Annotated in this window: 14 protein-coding genes; 1 reads left to right on the top strand and 13 read right to left on the bottom strand. The window is 72.8% G+C overall.

Going from position 1 to position 23,561, the window contains the following annotated elements; translation table 11 throughout:
• Position 1: 1 nt before the first annotated feature.
• The 13 genes from ACIQ8J_RS33555 to ACIQ8J_RS33495 are packed head-to-tail and all read right to left on the bottom strand — an operon-like array spanning position 2 to position 20,184.
• Positions 2-136, bottom strand: a complete 135-nt coding sequence (locus ACIQ8J_RS33555) for a hypothetical protein (protein ID WP_403277544.1) — start codon at positions 134-136, stop codon at positions 2-4.
• The gene (locus ACIQ8J_RS33550) at positions 133-648 is read right to left on the bottom strand and encodes a CYTH domain-containing protein (protein ID WP_403277543.1); all 516 of its coding nucleotides are present in this window, start codon (positions 646-648) and stop codon (positions 133-135) included. The genes ACIQ8J_RS33555 and ACIQ8J_RS33550 overlap by 4 nt, the downstream gene beginning before the upstream one ends.
• Positions 645-2,198: an amino acid adenylation domain-containing protein gene (locus ACIQ8J_RS33545; RefSeq protein WP_403277542.1), complete on the bottom strand. Its 1,554-nt coding sequence runs from the start codon at positions 2,196-2,198 to the stop codon at positions 645-647. The genes ACIQ8J_RS33550 and ACIQ8J_RS33545 overlap by 4 nt, the downstream gene beginning before the upstream one ends.
• 51 nt (positions 2,199-2,249) lie before the next feature.
• Positions 2,250-4,304, bottom strand: a complete 2,055-nt coding sequence (locus tag ACIQ8J_RS33540) for an HAD-IIIC family phosphatase (RefSeq protein WP_403277540.1) — start codon at positions 4,302-4,304, stop codon at positions 2,250-2,252.
• Positions 4,305-4,306: 2 nt separating this feature from the next.
• On the bottom strand, positions 4,307-5,293 hold the full coding sequence (locus tag ACIQ8J_RS33535) for a 3-oxoacyl-[acyl-carrier-protein] synthase III C-terminal domain-containing protein (RefSeq protein WP_403277539.1): 987 nt from the start codon (positions 5,291-5,293) through the stop codon (positions 4,307-4,309).
• A complete protein-coding gene (locus ACIQ8J_RS33530; RefSeq protein ID WP_403277538.1) occupies positions 5,290-6,399 on the bottom strand; it encodes an acyl-CoA dehydrogenase family protein in 1,110 nt (369 codons plus the stop codon). The genes ACIQ8J_RS33535 and ACIQ8J_RS33530 overlap by 4 nt, the downstream gene beginning before the upstream one ends.
• Positions 6,392-6,676: a phosphopantetheine-binding protein gene (locus ACIQ8J_RS33525; protein WP_403277536.1), complete on the bottom strand. Its 285-nt coding sequence runs from the start codon at positions 6,674-6,676 to the stop codon at positions 6,392-6,394. Before ACIQ8J_RS33525 ends, ACIQ8J_RS33530 begins: the two co-directional genes overlap by 8 nt.
• A 52-nt stretch (positions 6,677-6,728) precedes the next feature.
• A complete protein-coding gene (locus tag ACIQ8J_RS33520; protein ID WP_403277535.1) occupies positions 6,729-7,586 on the bottom strand; it encodes a 3-hydroxyacyl-CoA dehydrogenase family protein in 858 nt (285 codons plus the stop codon).
• On the bottom strand, positions 7,583-11,053 hold the full coding sequence (locus tag ACIQ8J_RS33515) for a thioester reductase domain-containing protein (RefSeq protein WP_403277534.1): 3,471 nt from the start codon (positions 11,051-11,053) through the stop codon (positions 7,583-7,585). The genes ACIQ8J_RS33520 and ACIQ8J_RS33515 overlap by 4 nt, the downstream gene beginning before the upstream one ends.
• Entirely contained in the window at positions 11,053-11,367 is a 315-nt protein-coding gene (locus ACIQ8J_RS33510) for an acyl carrier protein (RefSeq protein WP_403277533.1), read from the bottom strand. The genes ACIQ8J_RS33515 and ACIQ8J_RS33510 overlap by 1 nt, the downstream gene beginning before the upstream one ends.
• A complete protein-coding gene (locus ACIQ8J_RS33505) occupies positions 11,364-15,986 on the bottom strand; it encodes an amino acid adenylation domain-containing protein (protein WP_403277532.1) in 4,623 nt (1,540 codons plus the stop codon). Before ACIQ8J_RS33505 ends, ACIQ8J_RS33510 begins: the two co-directional genes overlap by 4 nt.
• Positions 15,987-16,006: 20 nt before the next feature.
• On the bottom strand, positions 16,007-17,836 hold the full coding sequence (locus ACIQ8J_RS33500) for a non-ribosomal peptide synthetase (RefSeq protein ID WP_403277531.1): 1,830 nt from the start codon (positions 17,834-17,836) through the stop codon (positions 16,007-16,009).
• Positions 17,837-17,895: 59 nt separating this feature from the next.
• Positions 17,896-20,184, bottom strand: coding sequence for an FAD/NAD(P)-binding protein (locus tag ACIQ8J_RS33495; RefSeq protein ID WP_403277529.1), 2,289 nt, complete (start codon positions 20,182-20,184; stop codon positions 17,896-17,898).
• 1,219 nt (positions 20,185-21,403) lie between these two features.
• Here ACIQ8J_RS33495 and ACIQ8J_RS33490 point away from each other — a divergent pair.
• Positions 21,404-23,230 carry an amino acid adenylation domain-containing protein gene (locus tag ACIQ8J_RS33490; protein ID WP_403277528.1) on the top strand — a complete coding sequence of 609 codons (1,827 nt, stop codon included), beginning with the start codon at positions 21,404-21,406 and terminating at the stop codon, positions 23,228-23,230.
• Positions 23,231-23,561 lie beyond the last annotated feature (331 nt).

The raw sequence follows: 23,561 nt of genomic DNA, 5'->3' as shown, positions 1-23,561 counted from the left end.
GTCAGCGGCCTTCGTCGGTGAGGCGCCGGGACCGCAGCTGTTCGACGGTCTCGGCGCAGAGCTCGACCCGGTCCGGCCGATGGCCGCCCAGGTCGCGGAAGTGGTGCAGCCGCTCGAACGCGACCTGCCGGGTCATCGGGTCTCTCCTTCGCCGCCGGGGCCGTCGTCGCCCGCCGCACCTGCCGACGCGGCGAGCTCGCGGTTGCTCCAGGCCGGGCTGCCGGTCACTTCCTCGCCGAACCAGCCGGGCGGCTCGAAGGCCCTGGCCTCCTCGACGCTGTCGAACTCGACCTCGACCACGCGCAGCCCGGACAGCGCGCCGTCGTACTCGTCCACGGTCGCCACCTGTCGTTCCAGGGGGACGCTCCAGCGGAACTTGCTGAGGCAGTCGCCGTCGGCCAGCTCCCACAACTGCTCGAAGACCGCGGCGTCGATCTCGAACTCGACCTCCTGGCGCACCATGGCACCGGAGGCGGAGTCGAAGGTCTTCACCGTCATGAGGCGGGCGTCGCGCCGGGCCCGCACGCGGAACTCGACCGGGGCGCCCGGCGGCGTCAGATACGCCTGGCGCAGCTGCTCACCGCCGGCGTCGGCGGGCACCCGCCAGCCTTCCGCGACCGTGAACTTGCGCTCGATCTCCAGGCTCATCGCGCCATCACCCGCAGCCCGCGGTCCGTGGCGAGCCGCGCCCGGTCGAGCTTCCCGGACGGCGCGAGCGGCATCTCGGAGACCAGGACGATCCGGTTGGGCCGCATGTGCGCCGGCAGCCGGGTCCGGCACGCCTCGTGCAGCCGCTCCGTGAGCTCGGCATCCGGGGCCTGCCCGTCGGCGAGGGCCACATAGGCGACGAGCAGGAACTCGCCGCCCGCCGCCTCCTCGGCCAGGGCCACCGCGTCCAGCACCTCGGGCTGCGCGCGCAGCGCCGCATCGACCTCGCCGAGCTCGATGCGGAACCCGCGCAGATTGACCTGCCGGTCGTTGCGGCCCAGGTACTCGTACGTGCCGTCGGGCAGCCGCCGGGCGATGTCGCCGGTGCGGTACCAGGTGCACGGCTCGGTGTCGTCGTCCAGCGTGAGCCGGGGGAAGCGCTCCGCGGTGAGCTCCGGCCGCTTGACGTATCCCTGGGCGAGACCGGCGCCCGCGATGTGGACCTCGCCCGGCTCGCCGTCGGGCACCGCATGGCCCTCGGGCGTCAGCAGCGCCATCCGGTGGTGTGCGAGCGGCGCTCCGATCCAGGTGCCACCGCCGTCGGACGCCACCCGCTCCTCGGTGAGCGCGCCGAACGTGGTGTGCACGGTGGTCTCGGTGATCCCGTACATGTTGACCAACGTCTCGGTGCCCGGCCGCAGTTGCATCCACCGGCGCACCGACAGACGGTCCAGCGGCTCGCCGCCGAAGACGACGTAGCGCAGGGCGAGCTCGACGGGGGCCCGCTCGTACGCCTTCGGCAGGTACTTGAAGAAGCTCGGCACCGCGTTGACCACGGTCACCCGCTCCCGGGCGAGGAATTCGAGGAAGGCCGCGGGACGCCGCGCGGTGTCCGGCGGAACGATCACCAGTCGGCCGCCGAACAGCAGGGCGCCCCAGATCTCCCAGACGGAGAAGTCGAAGCTGTAGCTGAAGTACTGCGTCCAGGTGTCGTCGGGACCGAACGCGAACAGTCCGTCCGCGCAGGAGCGGAACAGTTCGAGCACCGCGCTCTCGGGGACGGCGACGCCCTTGGGCACCCCGGTCGACCCGGAGGTGTAGATGATGTAGACCGGTGCGCCCTCGGGCCGCGGCAGCGGGGCGTCCGGGGTCGCCCCGGCGTCGCGCGACCGCGACGCCCGGACGACATCGGCCGGCAGCGCCGTGTTGCCCGGCGCCGTGATCACCACCCGCGTCCGGCTGTTGCACACCATGTGGGCGAGCCGCTCCACCGGGTACGACGGATCCAGCGGGACGTAGCCGCAGCCGTGGCCGAGGACGCCGAGGATCGCCGCGACGACCTCCCAGCCCCGTTCGAGGCTGATGCCCACGCGGTCCCCGGGCCGCACTCCGTGCTCCGCGAGTCCGGTCCGGAACTCCCAAGCTGCGCGCACGAGTTGGCCGTACGTGATCTCCGACGCGCCGTCGGTGACCGCCACGGCGTCCGGGCGCTCCGCGGCCCGTGCGGCGAACACCTCGTACAGGGAGGTGGCGTGCTTCAGGTCTTGCATGGCCTTCCTAACAACGACTCGACGTGGTGGCGGTGCGCGCGGCGGAGCCGGTCACTCGGCGGGTCCCGTCGGCAGGGCGGTGAGGGCCGCGTGCAGCCGGTCGTAGCTCTCGTCCAGGTCCTCGGAGACCTCGAACTCCCAGAGCGGCAGCCCCGCCAGGAGCGCGCGCAAGTCCTCCTCCACGGCGGCGAGCTCCTCGTCGCTCTTCGCGGTCGCATAGTCCTCGCGGCAGCGGTCCAGCGCCTCGGCGATGCTCAGCTCGCGCGGTGCGCCGCCCTCGCCCCGGACCAGGAAGACCAGGCACGAGGGTCGGGCCCGGGACAGCAGCCGGTCCTCCAGCGCCTGGGGGACGGTGACCCGGCACTTGGCGCCGCCCTCGATGGCGGCGGCGGCCGCGTCCTGGAGCGCCGTGCTGCGGGCGATCATCTCCGGCGTCAGGTACAGCGCGCGCGGATAGCCCCACAGCACGCCGCCCGGCTCGTCCATGTTCCTGGCCAGGATGTCCTCGCCCACCAGGCGCGCCCCGCGGTGCAGCGCCCAGTACGTGAACGTCGACTTCCCCACCCCGGCCGCGGCCGTCAGGACGGCGACCCGCCCGTCGGCCTCGACGGCCCCGGCGTGCAGCGGGTAGCTGCGCGGCGAGCGGCAGATGACGTACAGGAAGAGCCGTTCGAGGATCCAGCGGCCCCATACGGCCGAGCTCTCCAAGTCGGCCCGCGCCAGGGTGAGTTCACCGGACAGGGGCCCCGGGTCGAACACGCAGCGGGAGCTGGCCGTGTCGATCACGATGGGGTCGCCCGTCATCACCTCCAGGTTGTGCGGCGGGTTCTCGGGCTCGACCTGCGGGCCGTCCTGCACCGAGAAGCCGAGCCGCACGACGCGGGTGTGGGCGCCGGTCGGGGCATCCTGGTCCAGCGCCGGGCCGAAGAAGTCCCGCACCACGCCGCGCGCCGCGATGTCGTACGAGCACTCGACGCGGTAGCCGTAGCACTCGTGGACGGAGTGGATCCGGGCCGCGCCGAGCGTCGGGGCGGTGACCCGCATGGTGGCCGACACGTCCTGCGCGGTGGGCACGAGGTGGAGCTGCTGGATGTCGGAGTCGGTGACCGGTCCGCAGTCCGCGCACGGCTGCCGGCTGAATCCGGCGAACCGGTACGCCACTTCCATGATCCGGTTGCGATCGGTGGCGCGGAAGTCCGCCCTCAGGTGCACCCCGGCGCGGTGGGCCTGACCGATGAGCCAGCGCAGGACCGTCGCGCCGGTACCGAAGGAGACCACCCGGCACGACGTGGCCAGGAGCTTGAGGTGCCACAGCGTGCTGCCGCGTTCAATCAGCATCACGCCGACGGCGCCGTGGCTGCCGAAGCGGTCGGACAGGCTCATGACGAGCACGTCGTGGTCCGGGTCGGCGAGCAGGGCGCGCAGATCGGCGTCCGAGTAGTGCACCCCGGTCGCGTTCATCTGGCTGGTGCGCAGGGTCAGTTCCTCGACCCGGGCGAGGTCCTCGTCCCGCGCGTGGTCGACGACCAGGCGAAGGTCGAGCGAGCGCAGGAACTCCTCGCTGGAACCGGCGTGCTCCTCGCGGGCCTGCTCGCGCTGGAAGCCGGCCTGGTACATCGCGCGGCGGCTCGCCGCGTCCTGGGTCACCTGCGCGGGGCTGAACTCCGCCAGACCCGTCAGCTCCAGCGCCCGCTCGGCCTCGTAGGTGCGGACCGCGGGCAGTTCGTGGGTGACCTCGGCGCGCTCGGCGGGCTGGTCGTCGATGAAGGCGATCACCGACTCGGCGAACTGGAGCTGCTCCGCGACGGCGCGCACCGAGTCCGACTTGCGGCCCCAGCCGATCTGCGGCAGGACGAAGTACTCGGCGAGGCCGAGCTTCTCAAGGCGCGCCCAGGCGTGGTCGTGGTCGTTGCGGCTGGCGACGGACTGCAGGATGCCCCGCGCGTCCAGCTCCACCACGGTGCGCCGGATCTCCTCGGTCACCTCGACCTCTTCGTCCTCAAGGAGCGTGCCGCGCCACAGGGTGTTGTCCAGGTCCCAGACCAGGCACTTGACCAGGGGTGCGGCGGCCGCGCTCGAAGCCGGCTCTGCTGCGGTGTGCGACATCGTCAGATCTCCCAGAGTGTGGCGGCCCAGGCGGCGACCGGGCTGTTGTTCAGGACGAGGACGTGGTCGCCGCGCTTCAACCCGCCCTCGGCGAGCAGCCGTTGGAGGTTCAGCACGACGTCCATGGCCCCCAGGTGGCCGTACTCCGCGAGGTGGAGCCGGCAGACCTGGTGGATGGGCAGGCCGAGCAGGGACTCGTAGAACTCGAAGGCCCCGGCGGTGACGTTCTGCATCAGGGTCGCGGCGACGTCCTGCTTGCCGATCCCGGCGTCGGCGAGCGTCTCCTGGACCAGCCGGCCCAGGCGCTGCCTGCTGTGCAGGGCCAGCTCGAACCGGTACCGGTCCGCGGACTGGCACTCCTCCCGCCACTCGTACCAGGGGGCGGACTTGTAGTCGACGCGGAACAGGTCGTGGAAGGACCCGTCGCTCTCCATCCGGTGGGCCCGCAGCACCGGACGGCCGCCGCGCACCATGGTCATGGCGTACGCGCCGTCGCCGATCACCGTGACCGGGTAGCGCACCCGGTCGGCCCCGGTGGGGCGGCTGGCGTGCGCGATCACGGCGCTCTCGCGGCCGGGGTCGGCCACCAGCAGGTCGCGGGCCAGCGCCCACGCCGCGCTGGAGCCGGTGCAGCCCAGGCCGTCCACGGTGAAGGAGAACGTCCCGGCGAGCCCGGATTCGGCCTGCACCTGGCCGACGTCCGAACCGAGCAACACGTCCGGCGAGCGGGGGCTGACAAGGATCAGCAGGTCCGGCGAGGCGGCGGCGCCGAGGCCGAGCCCGCGCACCGCCTCGGCCGCCAGAGGGGCGGTGGCCCGCCCTTCGAAGACGCCCACCGTCTCCACGCCGGAGTCCCGGGCGAACTCGGCCTCCTCACGGGCGAGCAGCCCCGTCTCGGGCAGATCGCCCACCTTCATCCGCTCGTCCGGCAGCAGACAGTGGATGGCACCGATGCCGATCTCGCCGCCCCGCCCGTCCCGTGTCGTCATGCCCACACCGTCAATGCCTCGTCGGCAAGCAGCAGTTGGCTGATCTCGTTGCTTCCTTCGATGACTTCCATCAGCTTGGCGTCCCGATAGGCGCGGGCCACCACGTGCGAGTTCCGGGCCCCGGCCGAGGCGAGGACCTGGACGGCGCTCGCCGCGCCGCGTGCCGCGTGCCCCGCGGCCACGTGCTTGGCCAGCACGGCCGCCGTCGTGTGCTGGGGCCGCTTGGCGTCCCAGTCCTCGCTGGCCCGCTCGCAGGCCAGTGTCGAGGTGCGCTCGCCCGCGTGCAGCTCGGCTATATGACGCCGGATCAGCTGGTGCTCGGACAGCGGGCTGCCGAAGCTCTCCCGCCGGGCACTGTGGCGTACGGCCGCGCGCAGGCAGGCCCGCATGATGCCCACGCAGCCCCAGGCCACCGAGATCCGGCCGTGGGTGAGCGGGGACGTCGCCAGCATCGTCACCGGCAGGCCCGCGCCGCCGAGCAGATGCGACGCGGGCAGCCGCACGCCGTCCAGGCGCACCGTGGAGTGCCCGGCCGCGCGGCAGCCCAGCGGGTCGGGGACGCGCTCGATGCTCACCCCGGGTGCGTCGGCCGGCACCACGGCCATCGCGGCGCCGCCGCCGAACCGGCCGAAGACCACCAGCAGCGAGGCGTAGTACGCCCCCGTCACCCAGGCCTTCTCACCCCGGACGGTGATCGAGTCGCCCTCGCGGGTGATCTCGGTGGTCATGGCGGCCAGGTCGCTGCCCGCCCCGGGTTCGCTGAGCGCCACGCCCGCGCTCTCGCCGGACGTGAGCCGGGGCAGGAACTCGGCCCGCTGCTCCGCCGAACCGAACCGGGACACGGTCCAGGCGGCGATGCCCTGCGACGTCATCACGCTGCGCAGCGAGCTGCACGCCTCGCCGGTGGTGGCGATCAGTTGCCCGTTGTCGAGGCTGCTCAGGCCCAGACCACCGAACTGCTCGGGCACATCGGCGCAGAGCACGCCCTTGGCGCCGAGCTCGCGGATCACCTCGCGCGGCAGCTCCGCGCTGTGGTCCCACTGCTCTGCGCGGCCCTCGGCGAGCCCCGTGGCCAGGGCGGCCGCCTGCTCACGGGCCTCACTCATGGGAGAGCCCGTCCGTCGCACGCAGCCGTCCGATGAGTCCCACCATGGCCTGCACGCTGCGGAAGTTGTCCATCGACAGTTCGTCCCCCAGGACGGCCACGCCGTACGTGGTCTCCACGTGGACGACCAGTTCCAGGGAGAACAGGGAGGTGACCGCGCCCGAGGCGAACAGGTCGGTGTCGGCGGCGACCGCCACCTTCGCACGGCCCTCCAGGAAGGAGAGCAGCTCGGACTCGATCTCGGCGGCGGTCGGCTGGGCGGATTCGGTGGTGGTCATGGTGATCAGAGGCCTCTCGGTCAGGGGTCCCGAAGGGACGTCGGTGGTGGGGTCAGGATTCGTACGAATAGAAGCCGCGCCCCGTCTTGCGGCCGAAGTCGCCCGCGTCGACCTTGCCGCGCAGCAGGTCGCACGGTGCGTACCCGGCGTCGCCGGTGCGGTCGTGGAGGACCCGGAGGCTGTCCACGACGTTGTCCAGGCCGATCAGGTCGGCGGTGGCGAGCGGCCCCGTCGAGTGGCCGAGGCAGCCCCGGAACAGCGCGTCGACGTCCTCGTGGGAGGCGAGGCCCTCCTGCACGATCCGGGCGGACTCGTTGATCATCCGCTGGAGTACGCGGTTGATCACGAAGCCCGGACCGTCCCCCACCACGATCGACTCGCGGTCGAGGGCGGTGAGCAGGTCCAGGGTCCGGCCGAGCGCGGCCGCGGAGGTGCGCGGGCCCTGGATCACCTCGACGGTGCGGATCAGGTACGGCGGGTTCATGAAGTGCGCCCCGAGCACATCGGCGGGGCGGACGGTGTGCCCGGCGAGCTCGTCCACCGGGATGCCGGAGGTGTTCGTCACCAACGGCGTGCCGGGGGCGACCAGTTGGGACACCTCGCCGAGGACCTCTGCCTTCACCGCGGGCAGTTCCACCACGGCCTCCACGACGGCCGTGGCGTGGCGCACCTCCTCCAGCGAGGCGGTGGTCACCAGCTTCGGGACCTCGGCGCCGCGCGGCAGCTTGCCGAGCAGCTGCCCCTGGCGGATGCGCAGCGGCACGGCCGCGGCGGCCCGCTCCAGCGCGGCGCCGTCCACGTCGACGAGCACCACCGGGACGCCGTGGCCCAGTGCCAGCGCGGAGATGCCGACGCCCATGACCCCGCCGCCCAGCACGGCGAGCAGATCGGGCTGTTCTCGTTCTGTCACGTCATCCTCACTTCTGCATCAAGGTCGGGTGCGAAGTGCTGCCCGAGGAGTTCCAGATAGGCCGGGTCCTTGGCGCACAGGTGCCGCAGCGCGGCGCGCAGCAGCTCCCCGGTGGGCACCGGGCTGTGTCCGCCCGCGGCCAGCCAGGACCGCCAGGCCTCGGCCTCCACCACGCCGTCGGCGCCCTCGTGGTCGGCGAGGTCGTAGAGCGCCATGCTGGCCAGCACTTCGTTGTCGCCGGCGCGGGCCCGGTCGGCCACCGCGGTCAGCCAGCCGGCGCGGCTCAGTCGCTCGGTGGGCAGCCCGCTCTCGCCCAGCAGCGCGAACAGCCGCTGTGCGCCGAAGCCTTCGGGGCCCACCAGGTGGAAGGCCCGACCGGCCGCACCGGGTGTGAACGCGAGGTCGACCACGGCCCGCGCCACGAGATCGACGGGTGCCATCGGCATCGGCCGGTCGTCCTCGGGATGCGCCCCCGCGGCGAGACCGGCGGCCAGCATCCGCCACAGCATGTCCTTGGGGTTGCAGGCGCCGTCGGCGGTGGAGCCCAGGATCAGACCGGGCCTGAAGACGCGCACCCGCATGCCGTCCGGCTCGGCGCGCTCAAGCAGCCGCTCGCAGACCCACTTGCCGACGCCGTAGCCCCCCTGGGCCGGGTCGAGCGGCTGCTCGCGGCTCTCCAGCGTCCGGCCGTCTGAGCCCAGCGCCGGGCCGGTCGCCGCCAGCGAGGAGACGAAGCTGAACTCCCGCACCCCGTACTGCCGCGCCCAGCGCAGCAGAGCGAGGGTGGGCAGCACGTTGTCCTCGCGCAGTTCGCTGTACGGCTCGGTGAACACGACCCGTGCGGCGCAGTGCAGGACGTGGCCGACGCGCCGGGCGAGTTCGCCGTCCCGGTAGTCGGCGCAGACCTTGTCCACCTCGCGCAGGTCGCCGGTCACCACCCGGATGCGGTCCGGGTCCGGCGCGGGCAGCCCGTAGGAGGCCGCGGCGGCGCGCAGCCGCTGTTCGCCCTCGGCTTCCCCGTCGGCCCGCACCAGGCAGTACACGCGGCGCGTCGTCGTGGTCAGCAACTGGTGCAGGAGGAACGCGCCGAGGAAGCCGGTGGCCCCGGTGAGCAGCACGTCGGTGCCTGGGGCGGGTCCCGGCGCCAACTCGCCCAGGGGCAGGGCGAGATCGGCGTCGACGAGGCCGCCCTCGCCGTCCGCGATCTGCTCGTCGGCGGGCGCCGCCTCCTGGGCGGTCCGTCCGGCCCGCACGGTGGCGGCCAGCTTGCGCACGGTGGCCCGGCTGCCGCCGACGCGGTGCAGATTGACCAGGACGCCGAGCCGCGCGTGGATCTCCAGGCCCATCCGGACCGCAAGCAGGGACGTTCCGCCGAGCGCGCCGAACTCGTGGTCGAGACCGATCGACGCGGTGCCGAACAACTCGGCCCAGATGCCGAGGAGCACGTCCTCCACGGTGTCGGAGCCCGCCGGGCGGCCGGCCGCCGATTCGGCCGGGGCCTCGCGCACCGGGGCGGCGCGCAGGTCGACGTGGTCGAGGGCCCAGTGACGGCGCCGCTCGTAGGGATAGGTGGGCAGGGCGAGCCGGCGCCCGCGGGCGCCGCGCGCGGCGTAGGCCCAGTCGACCTCGCCGCCGTGCAGCCAGGCCGTGGTCACGGCCTCGTCCACGACGTCCGGATCGGGCATGCCCTGCGGGCCGAGCACCAGCAACTGCCCCTCGCCGTCGGCGGCGTCGGCGGACAGCCGCAGGACGTGGGTGTCCGCGGCCGCCGCGGGCGCCGCGGCGACCACCTCGGCCCGGCCGTTGAACACCTTCACCAAGTGGTCGAGGAACTTCGCCGGTACGGCGTCGCCCGCGACCAGCACGACCTTGCGGGAGGTGGCCCGCACGGTGCGTGCGTACGGCGGACGCGGCAGGCGCAGCGCGGCGGCGAGCCGGTCCGGGGCAGCCGTCACGACCCGGCGCTCGGCGAACGAGCGGCGGCCGACCCGCAGGGTGTGGGCCACGTCCCCGGCGGGGGCGCCGGCGTCGAGTCGGTCGGCCAACAGGCGGGACAGCGCATCCAGTTCGGTGCGGTTGCGTGCCGACACGACCAGGCGCACCCGGTCGGTGTCCGGTGCCGCCGGGCGGGTGGGAGCCGGCGGCGGGGCGAGCACGACACTGGCGTTGGTGCCGCCGAGACCCATCGAGTTGACCAGGACGTGCCACTCGTCGCCGCCGTCGACGGGCGCCGCTTCGGTGGGCACGCGAAACGGGCTGTCGGCGAGCACGCCCGGGTCGCGGGGGTGCTCGAAGGACGGGTGCGGCGGCAGCACGCCGGTGTGCGCGACGTGTACGCCCTTGATGAACCCGGCGATGCCGGCCGCCCACCCGGCGTGGCCGATGTTGGCCTTCACCGAGCCCAGCGCGCACCCGCCGGGGCTCGGCTGCGGCGTGCCGGCGCTCTGGGCCGCGGCGCGGAACCCCTCGGTGAGACCGCGGAGTTCGAGGCTGTCGCCCAGCTGGGTGCCCGAGCCGTGTGCCTCGACGTACCGGAAGGTGTGCGGCGCGCTGTCCGCCACCGCGAGTGCCCCGGCGACCACTCCGGCGAGCCCCGTGGCGCTGGGGGCGGTGAAGCCGGAGCGCATCGATCCGTCGTTGCCGACCGCGCTGCCGCGTACCACCGCCAGCACCCGGTCGCCGTCGGCGAGCGCGTCCGTGAGGCGGCGCAGCACCACGGCTCCCGCGCCCGCTCCCGCGGCGGTGCCCGTGGACCGGGCGTCGAAGGGGCGGCACTGCCCGTCCTCGGACATCACCCCGCCGGGCTGGTAGGCGTAGCCGACCAGCGGGTCGCTGACGGCCGCGCCGCCGACGACGGCCAGATCGCATTCGCCGGACAGCAGGCTCAGGACGGCATAGTGCACCGCGGTGAGAGAGGACGAACACGCCGTCTGCACACCGACGGAGGGGCCGCGCAGGCCCAGCTTGTACGCGACCCGCGAGGCCAGGAAGTCGGACGTCCCGCCGAGTGTGAGGTCCAGGTCGTCGACCGCGGCGGCGAGCCCGCCCTCCCGCAGCCGGACCGCCTGCAGGGCCACCGTGTAGGGGCTGGGGCCGCCGCTGGCGAACACGCCGACGACGGGTCCCGTACCGGTGGTGGCGGGTGCGTGCCCGGCGGATTCCAGCGCCTCCCAGCAGACTTCGAGGAAGAGGCGCTGGGAGGGGTCGATGAGCTCGGCCTCGGCGGGTGAGTAACCGAAGAACTCGGCGGCGAACAGATCCACGTCCGGCACGGTCGCGGCGACCGGTACGAAGGAGGGATCCTGCAGCTCTGCCTCGGACAGGCCGGTGGCCCGTAGCCGCTCCTCGGACTGCTCACGCGTCGATACGTTCCCCGACACCAGGTTGGTCCAGAAGACGTCCTGGTCGGGGGCGTCGGGGAAGCGGCAGCCGACGCCGACCACCGCGATGTCCGTCGCGCGGCTCATCAACACTCCTTGGAGACGTCGGAGCGGTTGCGGCCGAGCAGCTGCGAGCGGGTCCGCGCGCCGAGGCCCGCCTCGACCGGAGCGGCGCCGCCGGGCCCGGCGGCGAGCAGGGCGGCCTGCGCACGGACGGTCGGGTGCTCGAAGAGGTCCTCCAGAGCGATCTCCCGCCCCACGAGCTCCTCCAGGTGCTCCTGGAGCACCATCACGAGCAGCGAATGGCCGCCCGCGTCGAAGAAGTTGACGTCCGTGTCCTGGACCTCGGTGCCCAGCACCGTGCTCCAGATCCGTCGTATGTCCTCGATCGGATCCGTCATCGCTGTTCTTCTCCAGTCTCCGGGCCCGCTTCGGGCTGTTCGGCGTGTGCGCCCTCGGGCGCGGGGTGCGGATCGAGGACCGAGGCGTCCGGGTGGGCGGCCAGCAGGTCCGCGGCCCGCGCGAGCCTGCTCACCAGGCCGTCCACGGTCGGCCGGTCGAACAGGGCCGTCGCACCGGCCAGTTCGAGCTCGATGTGGTCGTCGGTGTCCCGCAGTGTCAGTTCCAGTTCGTACTTGATGCGCAGACCGGGCGGCGGCAGCTGCCTCGCCCGCACCCCGCCTCCGAGGTCGGGCACCGCCGGCGGTCCCGTCACGGTGGTCACCAGGACCGGGGTGACGGGCGGGCGGCCCAGGCCCCGGCCGGGGTCCAGAGCGGCCACGAGTGCCTCGAAGGGGACGTCCGCGTACCCGTAGCCCGTCAGGCTCTCCTGCCTCACCGCCGACAGGAGCTGGCGCCAGGTGGGGACGGCCCGCAGGTCGACCCGCAGCACCAGCGTCCTGATCAGCATGGCCACCGCCTCGGTTGCGGCGGCGGTCTCCCGGCCGGCCCACGGGAAGGCGAAGAGGAAGTCGCGCTGGGCGCCCGACTGCGCGAGCACCGCGGCCAGCAGCGCGGGCGCGGCCATCGAGGTGGTGGCGCCCGCCGCGGCCAGCACCGCGCGCAGGCCGGAACTCGTCGCCGCCGGCAGCCGGACGGTGCGGCTGTGCGCCGCGGTGTCCTGCGCGGACGTACGCGCGCGGTCACGCGGCAGCGCGATGTCGGTGGGCGCTCCGCGCAGCCGCGCGAGCAGTGCCTCGGTGCGCCCGGCGCGCTCGGTGGCGTCCAGCGCGGCCCAGCCGTCGGGCAGCGTGGCAGGGTGGACCGCCGGGGGCAGCTCGGGCCGCCGGCCCGCCACGACCGCCCGGTACGCCTCGCCCAGCTGCCGCAGCAGAAGCTGCTGGGCCCAGCCGTCGGTCACGATGTGATGGCACACCAGGGCCAGCACCGTCCGGTCGCCGACCGCGGCGATCTCCGCGCGGGCCGGAGCGTCCTTCGAGAGGTCGAACGGCGTCCAGCAGAACTCCCGCAGCCCCTCCGTGAGCCACTCCTCGCCCTGCCCGGTGCGGTCGCGCACCACCACCTCGGGGGCGGTCTGGTCGGTCGTGTAGAAGACCTGTCTGGTGTCGCGGTCGAGGGCGAACCTGGAGCGCAGCGCGGGGTGGTGTCCGAGGACGTGGCCGAGAGCTCGCGCCAGCGCCTGCCGGTCGACCGCACCGGTGAACTCCACGACGGTGGGCGCCAGATAGGCGGCGCGCTGGCCGGCCAGCCGGTCCAGGAACAGCATGCGCTGCTGGATCGGGGTCGCCGGGTGGCGGCCGTCGTGCCGCTCCGGCGGCGCCTCCGGCCCACGCTTCCCGCCGCGCGCCGTGTCGCGCAGCCGGGCGAGCCCGGCCACGGTCGGCTGTGCGAGGAAGGCCCCGAGCATGGGCGCGCCGCCGTCCTCGCGCTCGATGGCGGCGAGCATCCGCACGGCCAGCAGCGAGTGCCCGCCAAGCGCGAAGAAGTCGTCGTCGGGCGAGAGCGGCCCCGCCGACGCCGCCTGCGGGAAGGCGTCGAGTCGGCCGTCGGCGGCCAGCGCCGACAGGAACCGCTCGCTCGCCCACCGCTGCGCCTCATCGAGGACGGCCGCCCGCCGCTCGGCGCGCGGCAGCGGGGCGCCGCGCAGCGCGCGCAGCGCCCGGAAGTCCGTCTTGTCGTGCACGGTCATGGGCAGCGCGTCCACCACATGGACCGCGCCGGGCAGGACCGCGGCGGGCAGCCAGCGCAGCAGCGGCCGGACCAGTTCGTCATGGCTCGGCGCAGCGCCGGGGCCGGCCAGCACCACGTACGCCACCAGGCGCTCGGGGTCGCCCTCGGCGGCGACCGCGGCGGCCAGCACCGTGTTGTGCTGCTCCTCCAGGAGGGCCGCGACCTCGGCGGGCTCGATCCGGTTGCCGAGGATCTTCACCTGGTCGTCGGCTCGGCCGAGGTACTCGATCAGCCCGTCGCCGCGCACCACCACGCGGTCACCCGTCCGGTACATCCGGGCGTCCGGCTCGTCCGCGGGGGCGAACGGGTCCGGTACGAACGCCTGCGCCGTGAGCTCGGGGCGGCCGAGATAGCCCCGGGAGACCCCGGCTCCCGCGAGGTGCAGCTCGCCGGGCACGCCGGGCGGCAGCTCCTCCCCGGCGGGCCCGAGCACATAGGCCCGGGTGTTCCACACCGGCAGGCCGATCGGTGGCGCCTGTGGGTCGTCGGGGTCGACCGGTGCCGACAGGCTGGTGCAGGACACCTCGGTGGGCCCGTAGACATTGCGCAGCGGAACGTTCCAGCGCCGTGCGCACTCCACGGCGAGCGCGCGGGTGAGCTTCTCGCCGCCCAGGTAGACGAGCCGCAGACAGGACGCGGGGTGGCCGTCGGTGGACGCGGGGTGTTCGTCCCGTTCGTCGTCCTCGGCGTCCAGCGCCGCGCGCAGCAGTCCGGGCGTCATGGACACCACCGTGCTGGTGCGCAGCAGCCGCAGCAGAGCCCGGCCGTCCTTGCGCTCCACGTCGTCGGCGTAGACGAGTTCGGCGCCCGAGACCAGCGCGCGGAACGTCTCGAAGGTGGCCGGGTCGAAGGAGGTGCCCACCACGCACAACAGCCGGTCGTCCGAGCTCAGTTGGGAGTCCTCGGCCCACCACAGCACCGTGTTGGCGAGCCCGCGGTGCGGTACCGGGACGCTTTTGGGCCGGCCGGTGGTGCCCGAGGTGTAGATGACCACGGCGGTGTCCTGACCGGCGGGCGCGGGGGAGCGGCGTTCGCCGCGGGGGCCGTGCCGCAGCGCGGTCAGGTCCAGCACGTGTACGTCGCAGTCCATCTTCCGGAGCACCTCGGCCCCCGCCTCGTCGGCGAGGACGACGGGGTGGCCCAGGTCGCCGAGTACGTACTCCAGGCGCTCGACCGGTGTGTCCAGGCCCAGCGGTACGTATGCGCCGCCCGCGCGCAGGGCTCCCAGCCAGCCCGCCACCAGGGCGGGGCCGCGCGCTGCGAGGACGGGGAAGACGCCGCCGGAGTCCAGGCGGGCGGCGACGGACCAGGACCAGTCGTCGAGCTCGGCCCGGCTGAGTCCGGCCTCGCCCGAGCGGACGGCGATGGCGTGCGGGTCCTGGGCGAGCCGGGCCGCGATCAGGTCGAGCAGGGTGCGGTCGGCGGGCGGCTCGGTGCGGCTCAGGTCGCGGCGGGGACCGGTGAGGACGCCGGGGACGGCGGTGCCGGGCAGGCGGCTCGACAGCGGGAGCGCGCGGAGCTCGGTGCCCGGGGCCTGCACGGCCGCGGTGAGCAACGCGAGATAGGCGTCGCGGAACTGCCCGGCCATCTCCTCGGAGCACAGCGCGAGGTCGTACTCGATGGTGGCGAGCACCCCGTCGGCCCGGTCCTCGACCAGGAACAGCAGGTCGTACCGAGCGGTGCCGGTGGGCAGCACCTCCGGCTGCTGCCAGCGCTGGTGGCCCGAGGTCCGGGGCGCCGGCATGTTCTGCACACCGAAAGCGACCTCCACCAGCGGTCCGCGGCCGGTGCCCCGCTTCGCCGCCGTCAGCGCGGTGAGCCGGTCGAAGGGAAGGTCCTGGTGGGCCAGCGCCCGGAACGACTCGGTCCGCGAGCGCAGGCACAGTTCCTCGAACGTCAGGTCCGCCTCCGGGCGGCAGCGCAGCGGAACGGTATTGACGAAACAGCCGACCACGCCTTCCAGGACGGGCTTGGGCCGGTTGGCCATGACCGTGCCGACGACGAAGTCCGACGCCCCCGACCATCGGCGCAGCACCTCCTGGAAGGCGGCGAAGAGCACGACGAAGGGCGTGGCCCGCAGCTCGGTGGCGAGTCGGCCGGTGCTCTCCCACAGGCCGGCGGGTACCGGGAAGGTCAGATGGCCGCCCGCGCGGATGTCCTCGGTGCGCGGGCCGCGGCCGGGGAAGAGCGGTGAGGCGGCGGCATCGGCGAGCTCACCGGCCCGCCGGGCGGCCCGGTCCTCCACGTCGCGCTGCTCCCGGGATTCGAGTTCCCAGACGGCGAAGTCCGCGTACTGCACCGCCGGTTCACCCGACGGCGCGGGCCCCCGGACCAGAGCGGCGTCGTACGCCTCGCGCAAGTCGTCCGTGAGGGTCGCAAGCGACCATCCGTCGAAGGCGATGTGATGGATCGTCAGCAATACGGTGTCGCCCTCGGGCGCCCCCTGCCACACGTGGCAGCGCAGCAGCGGCCCTTGCTCCAGGTCGAACGGTGCTCGGGCGTGGGCGGCGAGCTCGTCGGGGCCGGGCCGGACGGCGAGCCGGCTCACCGTGACGTCGACCGGCCGCGGCGGGCCCACCTGCTGCACCGGCCGGTCGCCGCTGGTCCGGTACGTGGTGCGCAGCGTCTCGTGACGGGCCGACAGGTGCAGCAGCGCCCGGCTCAGGGCGGCCGTGTCCACCGGCTCGTTCCAGCGCAGCAGCAGCGGCACGTTGTAGGCGGCCGTGCCGGGGCGGGCCTGCTCGATGAACCACAGGCTCTGCTGCGCCGCCGACAGCGGTGCCTCGGCCGCGCCGCGCCGGTCGAGCACCGGACTGTTCTGATCACGCATCTGTCCCCCCAAGAAAACCGTCAGCGTCCGACCGGGACCGAGCGCCGCACCGCGTCGATCAGTTCGGCCAGATCCGCTGCCAACAGGACGTCCGCCGGGCCGAGTTCGACCGAGGCGGCCTCGCTGATGCGGGACGAAAGCTGAATCGCGAGAATGGAGTTGCCGCCGCGCTCGATGAAGTTGTCGCCGTCGCGGGCGTCGGGCACCTGGAGGACCTCGCACCACAGGCGCCGGACCTGGCCGGCGGGCCCGTCCGCCCCGGACGGCTCCTCGCTTGCGGAGCCGACGGCTTCCGGCCGCGTCGCGAGCTCCGCGAGCAGGGCCGCGCGGTCCACCTTGCCGGTGGGGCCGAGCGGCAGCTGCTCCAGGACGGTCCACCGGGTCGGCAGCATGTAGTCGGGCAGCACCTCGGCGAGCGCCGACTGCAACTCCGCTGCCGCAAAGGCATGTTCAGGCCCTCTGTCCGCGGGCAGCACGAAGCCGACGAGGGCGGCGGAGGGTCCTTCGCCCGTCTTCTCGACCACCGCCGCCTCGGTGAGCCCGGTGGCGACGGCCGCCCGCTCGATCTCCTCCAGCTCCACGCGGAAGCCGCGCACCTTCACCTGCCGGTCGAGGCGGCCGAAGATCTCCAGGCGGCCTTCCGGGCCCCTGCGGACCACGTCGCCGGTGCGGTAGAGCGTGCCCTCGTCGGGGAGGCCCGGGACGGTGATGAACCGCTCCGTGGTGAGTTCGGGGCGGCCGAGGTAGCCGAGCGCCACGCCCGGTCCGCCGACGCACAGTTCGCCGCGCTCGCCGTCCGGGACGGGCAGCAGGTCGGGGCCGAGCACCTGGAGCGTGGTCTGCTGGATGGCGTGGCCGATCGGCACCCGGTCCACCTGGTCGAGCCGGTCGGGCGTCAGGTCGTAGTACGTGGCGAAGGTGGTGGCCTCCGTCGGCCCGTACACGTTGACCAGGCGGTTCGGCGGCCCGGCCGCCAGCACGCGGCGCGCGGCCCCGGGCGTGAGCGCCTCGCCCCCCACGAGCAGGGTGTCCAGGCAGCCCAGGGCGGCGGGCCGCTCGTGGGCGATCATGTGGAAGAGGGACGTCGTGAGGAACAGCGCCTCGACCCGCTCGGCGCGCAGCAGCTCCAGCCAGCCGTCCAGGCCGACGGCGGCGACGGGCGGCAGGACCACCACGGTGCCGCGGGCGGTCAGGGTCGCCCAGATCTCGAACGTGGTCGCGTCGAAGGCCGGGTTGGCCGCGTTGCCCACCCGTGTGCCCTGCCCGAGGGTGCAGTACACGGGGGCGTCGACGAGGCGGCGCACCGCCCGGTGGGGTACGACGACCGCCTTGGGGATGCCGCTCGTGCCGGAGGTGAAGTTCACATACAGCGGGTCCTCGCCGCGGCTCGGACGGCTCGTGCCCATCGGGTCATCGGAGCACTCCCGTACCACCTCGACCACGGGCAGCTCCGGCGCCAGTGCCTGCGCGCGGGAGGCTTCCCCCGGTGCGACGACGAGTACGCGGGCCGCGGTGTCGGCCAGCTGCGCCGCGGTGCGCGGCAGCGGCGCCCCGGCGTCCAGCGGTACGTAGAAGGCTCCGGCGCGGGCCACGGCGAGCAGGGCCACCACGAGGTCGGCGCTGCGGTCGACGGCGATGCCGCACGCGTCGCCGGGGCGCACGCCCGCGGCGGCCAGCCGGGCCGCGACAGCGCCGGCCAGGTTCCACAACTCGCGGTAGCCGAGCCGGCGTCCGGTGGCGGCCTCGTGCACGGCGGACGCGTCGGGGTGACGCAGCGCGTGCAGTCCGATGGGGTGGTGCACACCGGCCGTGAGGTCGGTCCGGGCGTGCTCGTTCGTTTGGGTGTCCATGACGAGTGACGTCTCTTGAAAGGTGGGATACGGGTGGGATGTTCGGCGAAAGGGCCGGGTCAGCCCCCGGTGTCGGCCTGCCGCCAGAAGGTCCGCAGCCAGCAGAGGACGTTGCGCATGGCGTGATGGTTCGCGTCCGGCTTCAGCGCCCCGCCCTGGAAGAACCGCTGGCCCTCGATCGCGGGGCCGAGCACGGAGATCCGGTCGTCGGTCGAGCCGTCCGGGCGAATCACCCGGAAGTCGTCGGTGAGATCGAGCCCGCCCGGTTCGAAACCCTCGCCGCCCCCGGTGTGCGGGTTGTGCCACGTGCGTACGAGACCGCGGCGCAGCAGGTTCGGATAGAGCGGGGCGATGTCCGCCGAGGCGTCGAAGGCGGGCACCCGGGCGTCGACCAGTACGTCGACGGGGCGGACCGCGCCGGTGAGCGGGCCGGTGACGACGAGGGAGTCCCCGTCGGTGTCCACCCGGGCCCCGGGCCCCGCCGACACGTCGAGGATCCCGTGCTCGATGAGCGCCTGGATCCGTTCCATGATGTCCGGCACCGGGCCGTACGCCAGCCGGTTGTGCTGGCGCAGCCAGGTGCCGAGGAAGGTGCGGTGGGCGTCGGCGTGCAGGCCGCCGAAGTTGACGGCGTGCACGATGACGGGACGCAGCCCGCGCCACACACCGTCGGCGGCGGTCTTGGCCGGATTGACGAATGTGCCCTGCCGTGCCCAGAGGTGATCGGTCGTCATGAACTCGACCATCGCCTTGCGGTACTGCTCGGGTGAGGTCTGATCGCTCGGTGCGATCGGCTGGAGCGTGCGCTCCCAGGAGAACAGATTGCCCGAGGGAAGCACGGCGTGCCGGGTCGGCGACTCCAGACCGGCGACGGTCGAGGCGACTTGGGCGGGGTCGTCGAGAACGGCTTCCAGGCGCTCCCAGGCGCCCTCGCCGAGTACCACCTCGGCATAGCGCCGCAACAGGGCGTCGAAGGGCCAGGGTCGCGTCTCCGCGCGGAGCGAGGCGGCGGACGACCGGCCGAGGAGCAGGGACTCAAGGGCGTCGACGGCCTCCGCCACGCCGCGCTCGACCGGCTGCGTCAGCAGGCGGACCGCGTCCTGTGCCGACGCGGTTCCCGCGGCCCGGCCGAGGAACTCCCGGCGTGCGGCGGCCGATGCCTGAGCGAGGTGCCGGCCGAAGTCGGCACCGAAGAGACACTCGTAGTAGAGCAGCGACATCTCGGCGACGATGAGCGGGAAGAGGTGGCGCTCGTAGTCAAGTTGACGGATCGTCACTTCGCCCACCCGGACCGGGTCGCTCCCGAAGTTCTCGCGCAGCAGGTCCACGGCCTCGACAGTGAGGAAGACGCCCTTGCGCTTCGGCTTCTTCACTCCGGGCCCGGTGCCGTCGTGCGGCCGGGCGAAGGCGAACAGGCCGGACTCGCTGAAGGCGACGATGGAACGCGGCTCCTGCCCGGAGGGCACATAGCGGAGTTCACCGGTCGTGGCCCGCTTGAAGCGGCCGCCGCGGCCCTCGGTCAGGTGCAGGACGACATCGACCCCGGTCAGCATGGTCCCGGCGCAGCCGACCACCTGTCCGGGCCCGGCCGTGTCCGGCGTGAGCCGTTCGCGCAGCGGATAGGCGCTGGGTACGAAGGCCGAACCGGCCGCCCTCTGCGCGCACTTGACCCAGTGCCGGGTGCGCGCGGAACGCATGGGGTCGTTGTAGGAGTGGCCGGTCAGGAGCAGGACCTGGTCCACGACCGTCCGGGTGGCGGCGCCGTCGCCTCCGTCCCCGGCGGGGACCGATGTGAGGGCCAACGGCCCCCGCACACCCGGCGGTTCGGTGAGGTCCGCCACATCGACGACCTCGTGGTGGTGCAGCGTCACGGTCACCGAGGGCTGGGAGCGCAGGAGGTCCACGTAGGCGGAGAACTGCTCGCGCAGGGCCAGCCCATGCAGGTAGCGCTTGGGCCAGCTGTCCGGCTCGATGTCGAAGCGGGGGTCGGCGGTCTCCTCGTACTTGCGCCGGCACCATTCGTACAGGGTGGGGCGGAGCGCCCCGGGGAGCAGCGGGCCCGCGTCCTCGACGCTTTCGTCCGCGCCGAAGGACACATGTCTGGCGATCCGGTTGAGGAAACTGGTGGGCGCCTGCAATTGGCTGTGCACCGCGCCCGCGCCGAACTGACCGGTGCGATCGAAGACATGGATGTCGAGTTCGACCGGGCCCTCCTGCGCGGCCACCGAAGCGGCCAGGCGCTCCATTGCATAGGTGCAATAAGGGCCGCCACCGACTATTGCCAGGCGTGTCAGGGCCACAACTCCCTCTCTACCTGTGAGTTCCTTACCGAGACCGGTTCCGGACATCGAATCCGACGTCGGCGGATTCGTTGCAGATTGCACTGACACCCTATTTCCCCGTCATTAAGGGCGACTTCCGGCGGCAAAGGCCGACCGGCCCGCGCATCGCAGCTGTATTGGACGTCACATGCGCCATGGCAGTGAGCAGAACAAACAGCTAGGCAGAACGGCGACAGCGCAAACGTACCCTCCCTCTCATCCCCCGTGGCAACCCCTCCCGGTGTATTGGAAATGGCCGGGAGGTGTCTGAGATCGATCGAGTGTAGCCCGAACAATTTTCCTTGACTACCCTAATTTTTCGGGCCCTATGTAGTAGGAGCGACCGAAAGTACCTATTCGTCATGGACGGCACCGAAGCGCGCTCTGCACAGGTGGAACCCTGTCTGCGGGCCCGTGACGAGGGGGTCTTCGGTGGCCGAACCCCTTGTGCCGCAGGGCCTCCCGGCGTGCCGACGCTGTCCGTGCCGGGGAGCACCCAGACGCCCCTTATGCGGCTCAAACCACAGACATACAGGGACAGTTGGACCGTTGCGAGCGAGTCCTGACCGATGCGGACAAGGGCGGCCGGACTGCGGCGGCCGGTCCGGGCGGCCGGGGCGCCGACGGCGCGGATGGCTGGGATCCGACCCTCGTGACCGGTCAGCGGGCACGCCCCGATGCAGGCGATCCGGGGCGGGAACCTGGCTTATTCGGCGGGCCGCAGGTCAATGCGTGGCGTCACCGGATCCATGCCGAGAAAGGCCCGGCATTCGCTGAGCTGACCGTTCACCGCATTCCCCAGCTACCGGTATGAATGATTCCGCTTCTGCTTTGGCAGTCATGGGTCCGGCACGTGTTGTACCGGCTTGGACGGATTGCCGTGCTTGGTGGGTTTCGGCGCGCCTTGCTCATGTCTGCGTATGAGCCCGATGTCAAATATGTTCGGCGGAGAACCCCAGGTTGTCGGGTGGCTCACACCCCTGCGTAACAATTCACACCGTCGTTGACGCGACAAGCGTGCGTCGGGTGATTAACCTGCGTTATGGGAGCCGCGCATCGGCCGGGTACAGAAGCCCGCCCCGAGGCCGGCGGCAGCCATGGACGGACCCGGACAAAGACGCCATGCGTCCGACGGTTTAAGCCGCCATGGCACGATGAGTTCCTCTACTATCCTCTGCAATCCGACATCGAGACAGGTTCTACCCATGGGGGAATTGTGCCGGGAGTAAACAGCAGTGTGCGTGAAATGGGAGAGCTCGAAGCGCCGGCCGGCACGCTGCACTCCTGGTTCGCCCGCCAGGCCGCCAGCAGCCCCCGGGCCATCGCGCTCACCGCAGGCGGCACCTCGATGTCCTACGCGGAACTTCACGACCTGGCCGGACGCATCGCCGGGCGTCTGGTCGCGGCGGGCGTACGCCCGGGTGATCTCGTACCGGTGTGCGTGACCCGATGTCGGTCCATACCGGCGATCCTCGGAGTGCTCATGGCGGGCGCGGCCTACGTGCCACTCGACCCGCGCTACCCCGACCCACGTCTGGCGAGCCTGGCCGAACGGGTCGGGGCCGGCGTGATCGTGACCGACGACCAACTCGCCGCCCGGGTACGGGTCTGGCACGCGGGCCCGCTCGTGCTCGCCGAGGCGGACGACGACGCGGACTGTCCGGCGGCGAGCGTCGAGGTGGGCCCCGACGACCTCGCCTATGTGATGTTCACGTCCGGCTCGACCGGCACCCCCAAGGGTGTGAAGATCACGCACCACAACGTGACACGGCTGATGGCCACGACGGCGGCGCTCTACGACCTCGGCGCCGACGACGTATGGACGATGCTGCACTCCTACGCCTTCGACTTCTCCGTCTGGGAGATGTGGGGGGCGTTGCTGTTCGGCGGCCGTCTCGTCGTCGTGGAGGACGACGAGGCCCGTGCCCCCGACGAGTTGCTCGGGCTCATCGACCGCGAAGCCGTCACCGTGTTGAGCCAGACCCCCTCCGCGCTCGCGGCGCTCGCCGCCGTGGACGAGCAGCGGCCGGCCCCGCTCGACGCCCTGCGGCTGATCATTCTCGGCGGCGAACGGCTGGACCCCGCCACCCTCAGCGGCTGGTTCGCCCGCAGGGGTGACGACCAGCCGCGCGTGGTGAACATGTACGGGATCACCGAGACGACGGTGCACGTCACGTACTGCCGGATCACGGCACAGGACGCGGCCGCCGGCGCGGGCAGCCCGATCGGTGTGGCGCTGCCGGACCTGGCCGTTTCGCTGCGGGACGAGGACGGCGCACCGACCCCGGTGGGCGAGGCCGGCGAGATCTGGGTCTCGGGCCCTGGTCTGGCCCGTGGATACTTCGGCGACGACGACGCCACCGCACGCGCCTTCCGCCCGCAGACCTGGGGACCGGATGACCACCGGCTCACCTACCACAGCGGCGATCTGGCGCGCGCGACCGCCGACGGACGGCTCTTCTACGTGGGGCGGCGCGACGAGCAGGTGAAGGTCCGCGGCTACCGCGTCGAACTGGGGGAGGTCGGCGCGGCGCTCAAGGACCACCCGGACGTCATCGACGCCTGCGTCGCCACTGACACCGGCGACTCGGTCGGCTCACGACTGCTGGCGTGGGCCACCGTCCGCCCCGGCGGCCCGGACACCGAGGTGCTCCGGAAGTTCGTGGCCGACCGACTGCCCAGCCACATGGTGCCCAATACGCTGCGGATCGTGGACCGTATGCCGTTGACCCCCAACGGCAAGGCCGACCGCCGGGCCCTGCTCGAACAAGCCCGCGAGGCAGTGAGGGACGTGGGCCCCGCCCTCATGCGGGACGTTCCCGAAGAGGGCTCCCTGGAAGCGACGGTGGCCGGCATCTGGGCGGAGGAGCTCGGGGTCGCCGAGGTCGGGCTCGGTGACGACTTCTTCGCCCTCGGCGGTCACTCGCTGATGGTCATGAAGGTGATGAGCCGCACGCGCAAGGCGGTCGGCGCGGAGGTGCCCGTGCTCGCGCTGTTCGAAGCGCCGCGGCTGGCCGACTTCGTCGAACGGGTACGCGCCGAGAGCGAGAGCCGCGTGGGCGCGGCCGGCTGACACCGGTCCGAGAGCGTGAACAGCCCTTGGTCTCCTGCCGGTTGAGACGGCTCGGGCAAGCCGCGGCGCGGTATGGGCGGGGGCCTTCGGACAGCGGAATCCGCGTCAGATCATTGCGAAGAGGATGGAATCATCGTGCATAGAGGACGTATGCGTAGCGGCCGCGCGGCAGTGGGGATCACGGCCTGCATAGCGGCGATCGCGCTCACGGCCGGTTGCAGCAGCTCGGGTGGTAGGGGTTCCGAGGACAAGGGTTCGGGGTCGGCGGGTGGTGGCAAGGCGGTGGGGACGCCGCGTCTGAAGATCGCGATGGTGACTCATTCCGGTGAGG

Origin of the sequence: Streptomyces sp. NPDC094147 (genome assembly GCF_044764265.1) — a bacterium.
In the GTDB taxonomy this organism is placed as follows: domain Bacteria; phylum Actinomycetota; class Actinomycetes; order Streptomycetales; family Streptomycetaceae; genus Streptomyces.
The sequence above is the reverse complement of the archived record's forward strand: the minus strand, read 5'-3'. Positions and strand labels throughout refer to the sequence as shown.

Bases quoted from the DNA above. Each gene is read 5' to 3' on its own strand.
- ACIQ8J_RS33555 (WP_403277544.1), bottom strand. From the start codon at position 136: ATGACCCGGCAGGTCGCGTTCGAGCGGCTGCACCACTTCCGCGACCTG.
- ACIQ8J_RS33550 (WP_403277543.1), bottom strand. From the start codon at position 648: ATGAGCCTGGAGATCGAGCGCAAGTTCACGGTCGCGGAAGGCTGGCGG.
- ACIQ8J_RS33545 (WP_403277542.1), bottom strand. From the start codon at position 2,198: ATGCAAGACCTGAAGCACGCCACCTCCCTGTACGAGGTGTTCGCCGCA.
- ACIQ8J_RS33540 (WP_403277540.1), bottom strand. From the start codon at position 4,304: ATGTCGCACACCGCAGCAGAGCCGGCTTCGAGCGCGGCCGCCGCACCC.
- ACIQ8J_RS33535 (WP_403277539.1), bottom strand. From the start codon at position 5,293: ATGACGACACGGGACGGGCGGGGCGGCGAGATCGGCATCGGTGCCATC.
- ACIQ8J_RS33530 (WP_403277538.1), bottom strand. From the start codon at position 6,399: ATGAGTGAGGCCCGTGAGCAGGCGGCCGCCCTGGCCACGGGGCTCGCC.
- ACIQ8J_RS33525 (WP_403277536.1), bottom strand. From the start codon at position 6,676: ATGACCACCACCGAATCCGCCCAGCCGACCGCCGCCGAGATCGAGTCC.
- ACIQ8J_RS33515 (WP_403277534.1), bottom strand. From the start codon at position 11,053: ATGAGCCGCGCGACGGACATCGCGGTGGTCGGCGTCGGCTGCCGCTTC.
- ACIQ8J_RS33510 (WP_403277533.1), bottom strand. From the start codon at position 11,367: ATGACGGATCCGATCGAGGACATACGACGGATCTGGAGCACGGTGCTG.
- ACIQ8J_RS33505 (WP_403277532.1), bottom strand. From the start codon at position 15,986: ATGCGTGATCAGAACAGTCCGGTGCTCGACCGGCGCGGCGCGGCCGAG.
- ACIQ8J_RS33500 (WP_403277531.1), bottom strand. From the start codon at position 17,836: ATGGACACCCAAACGAACGAGCACGCCCGGACCGACCTCACGGCCGGT.
- ACIQ8J_RS33495 (WP_403277529.1), bottom strand. From the start codon at position 20,184: ATGTCCGGAACCGGTCTCGGTAAGGAACTCACAGGTAGAGAGGGAGTT.
- ACIQ8J_RS33490 (WP_403277528.1), top strand. From the start codon at position 21,404: ATGGGAGAGCTCGAAGCGCCGGCCGGCACGCTGCACTCCTGGTTCGCC.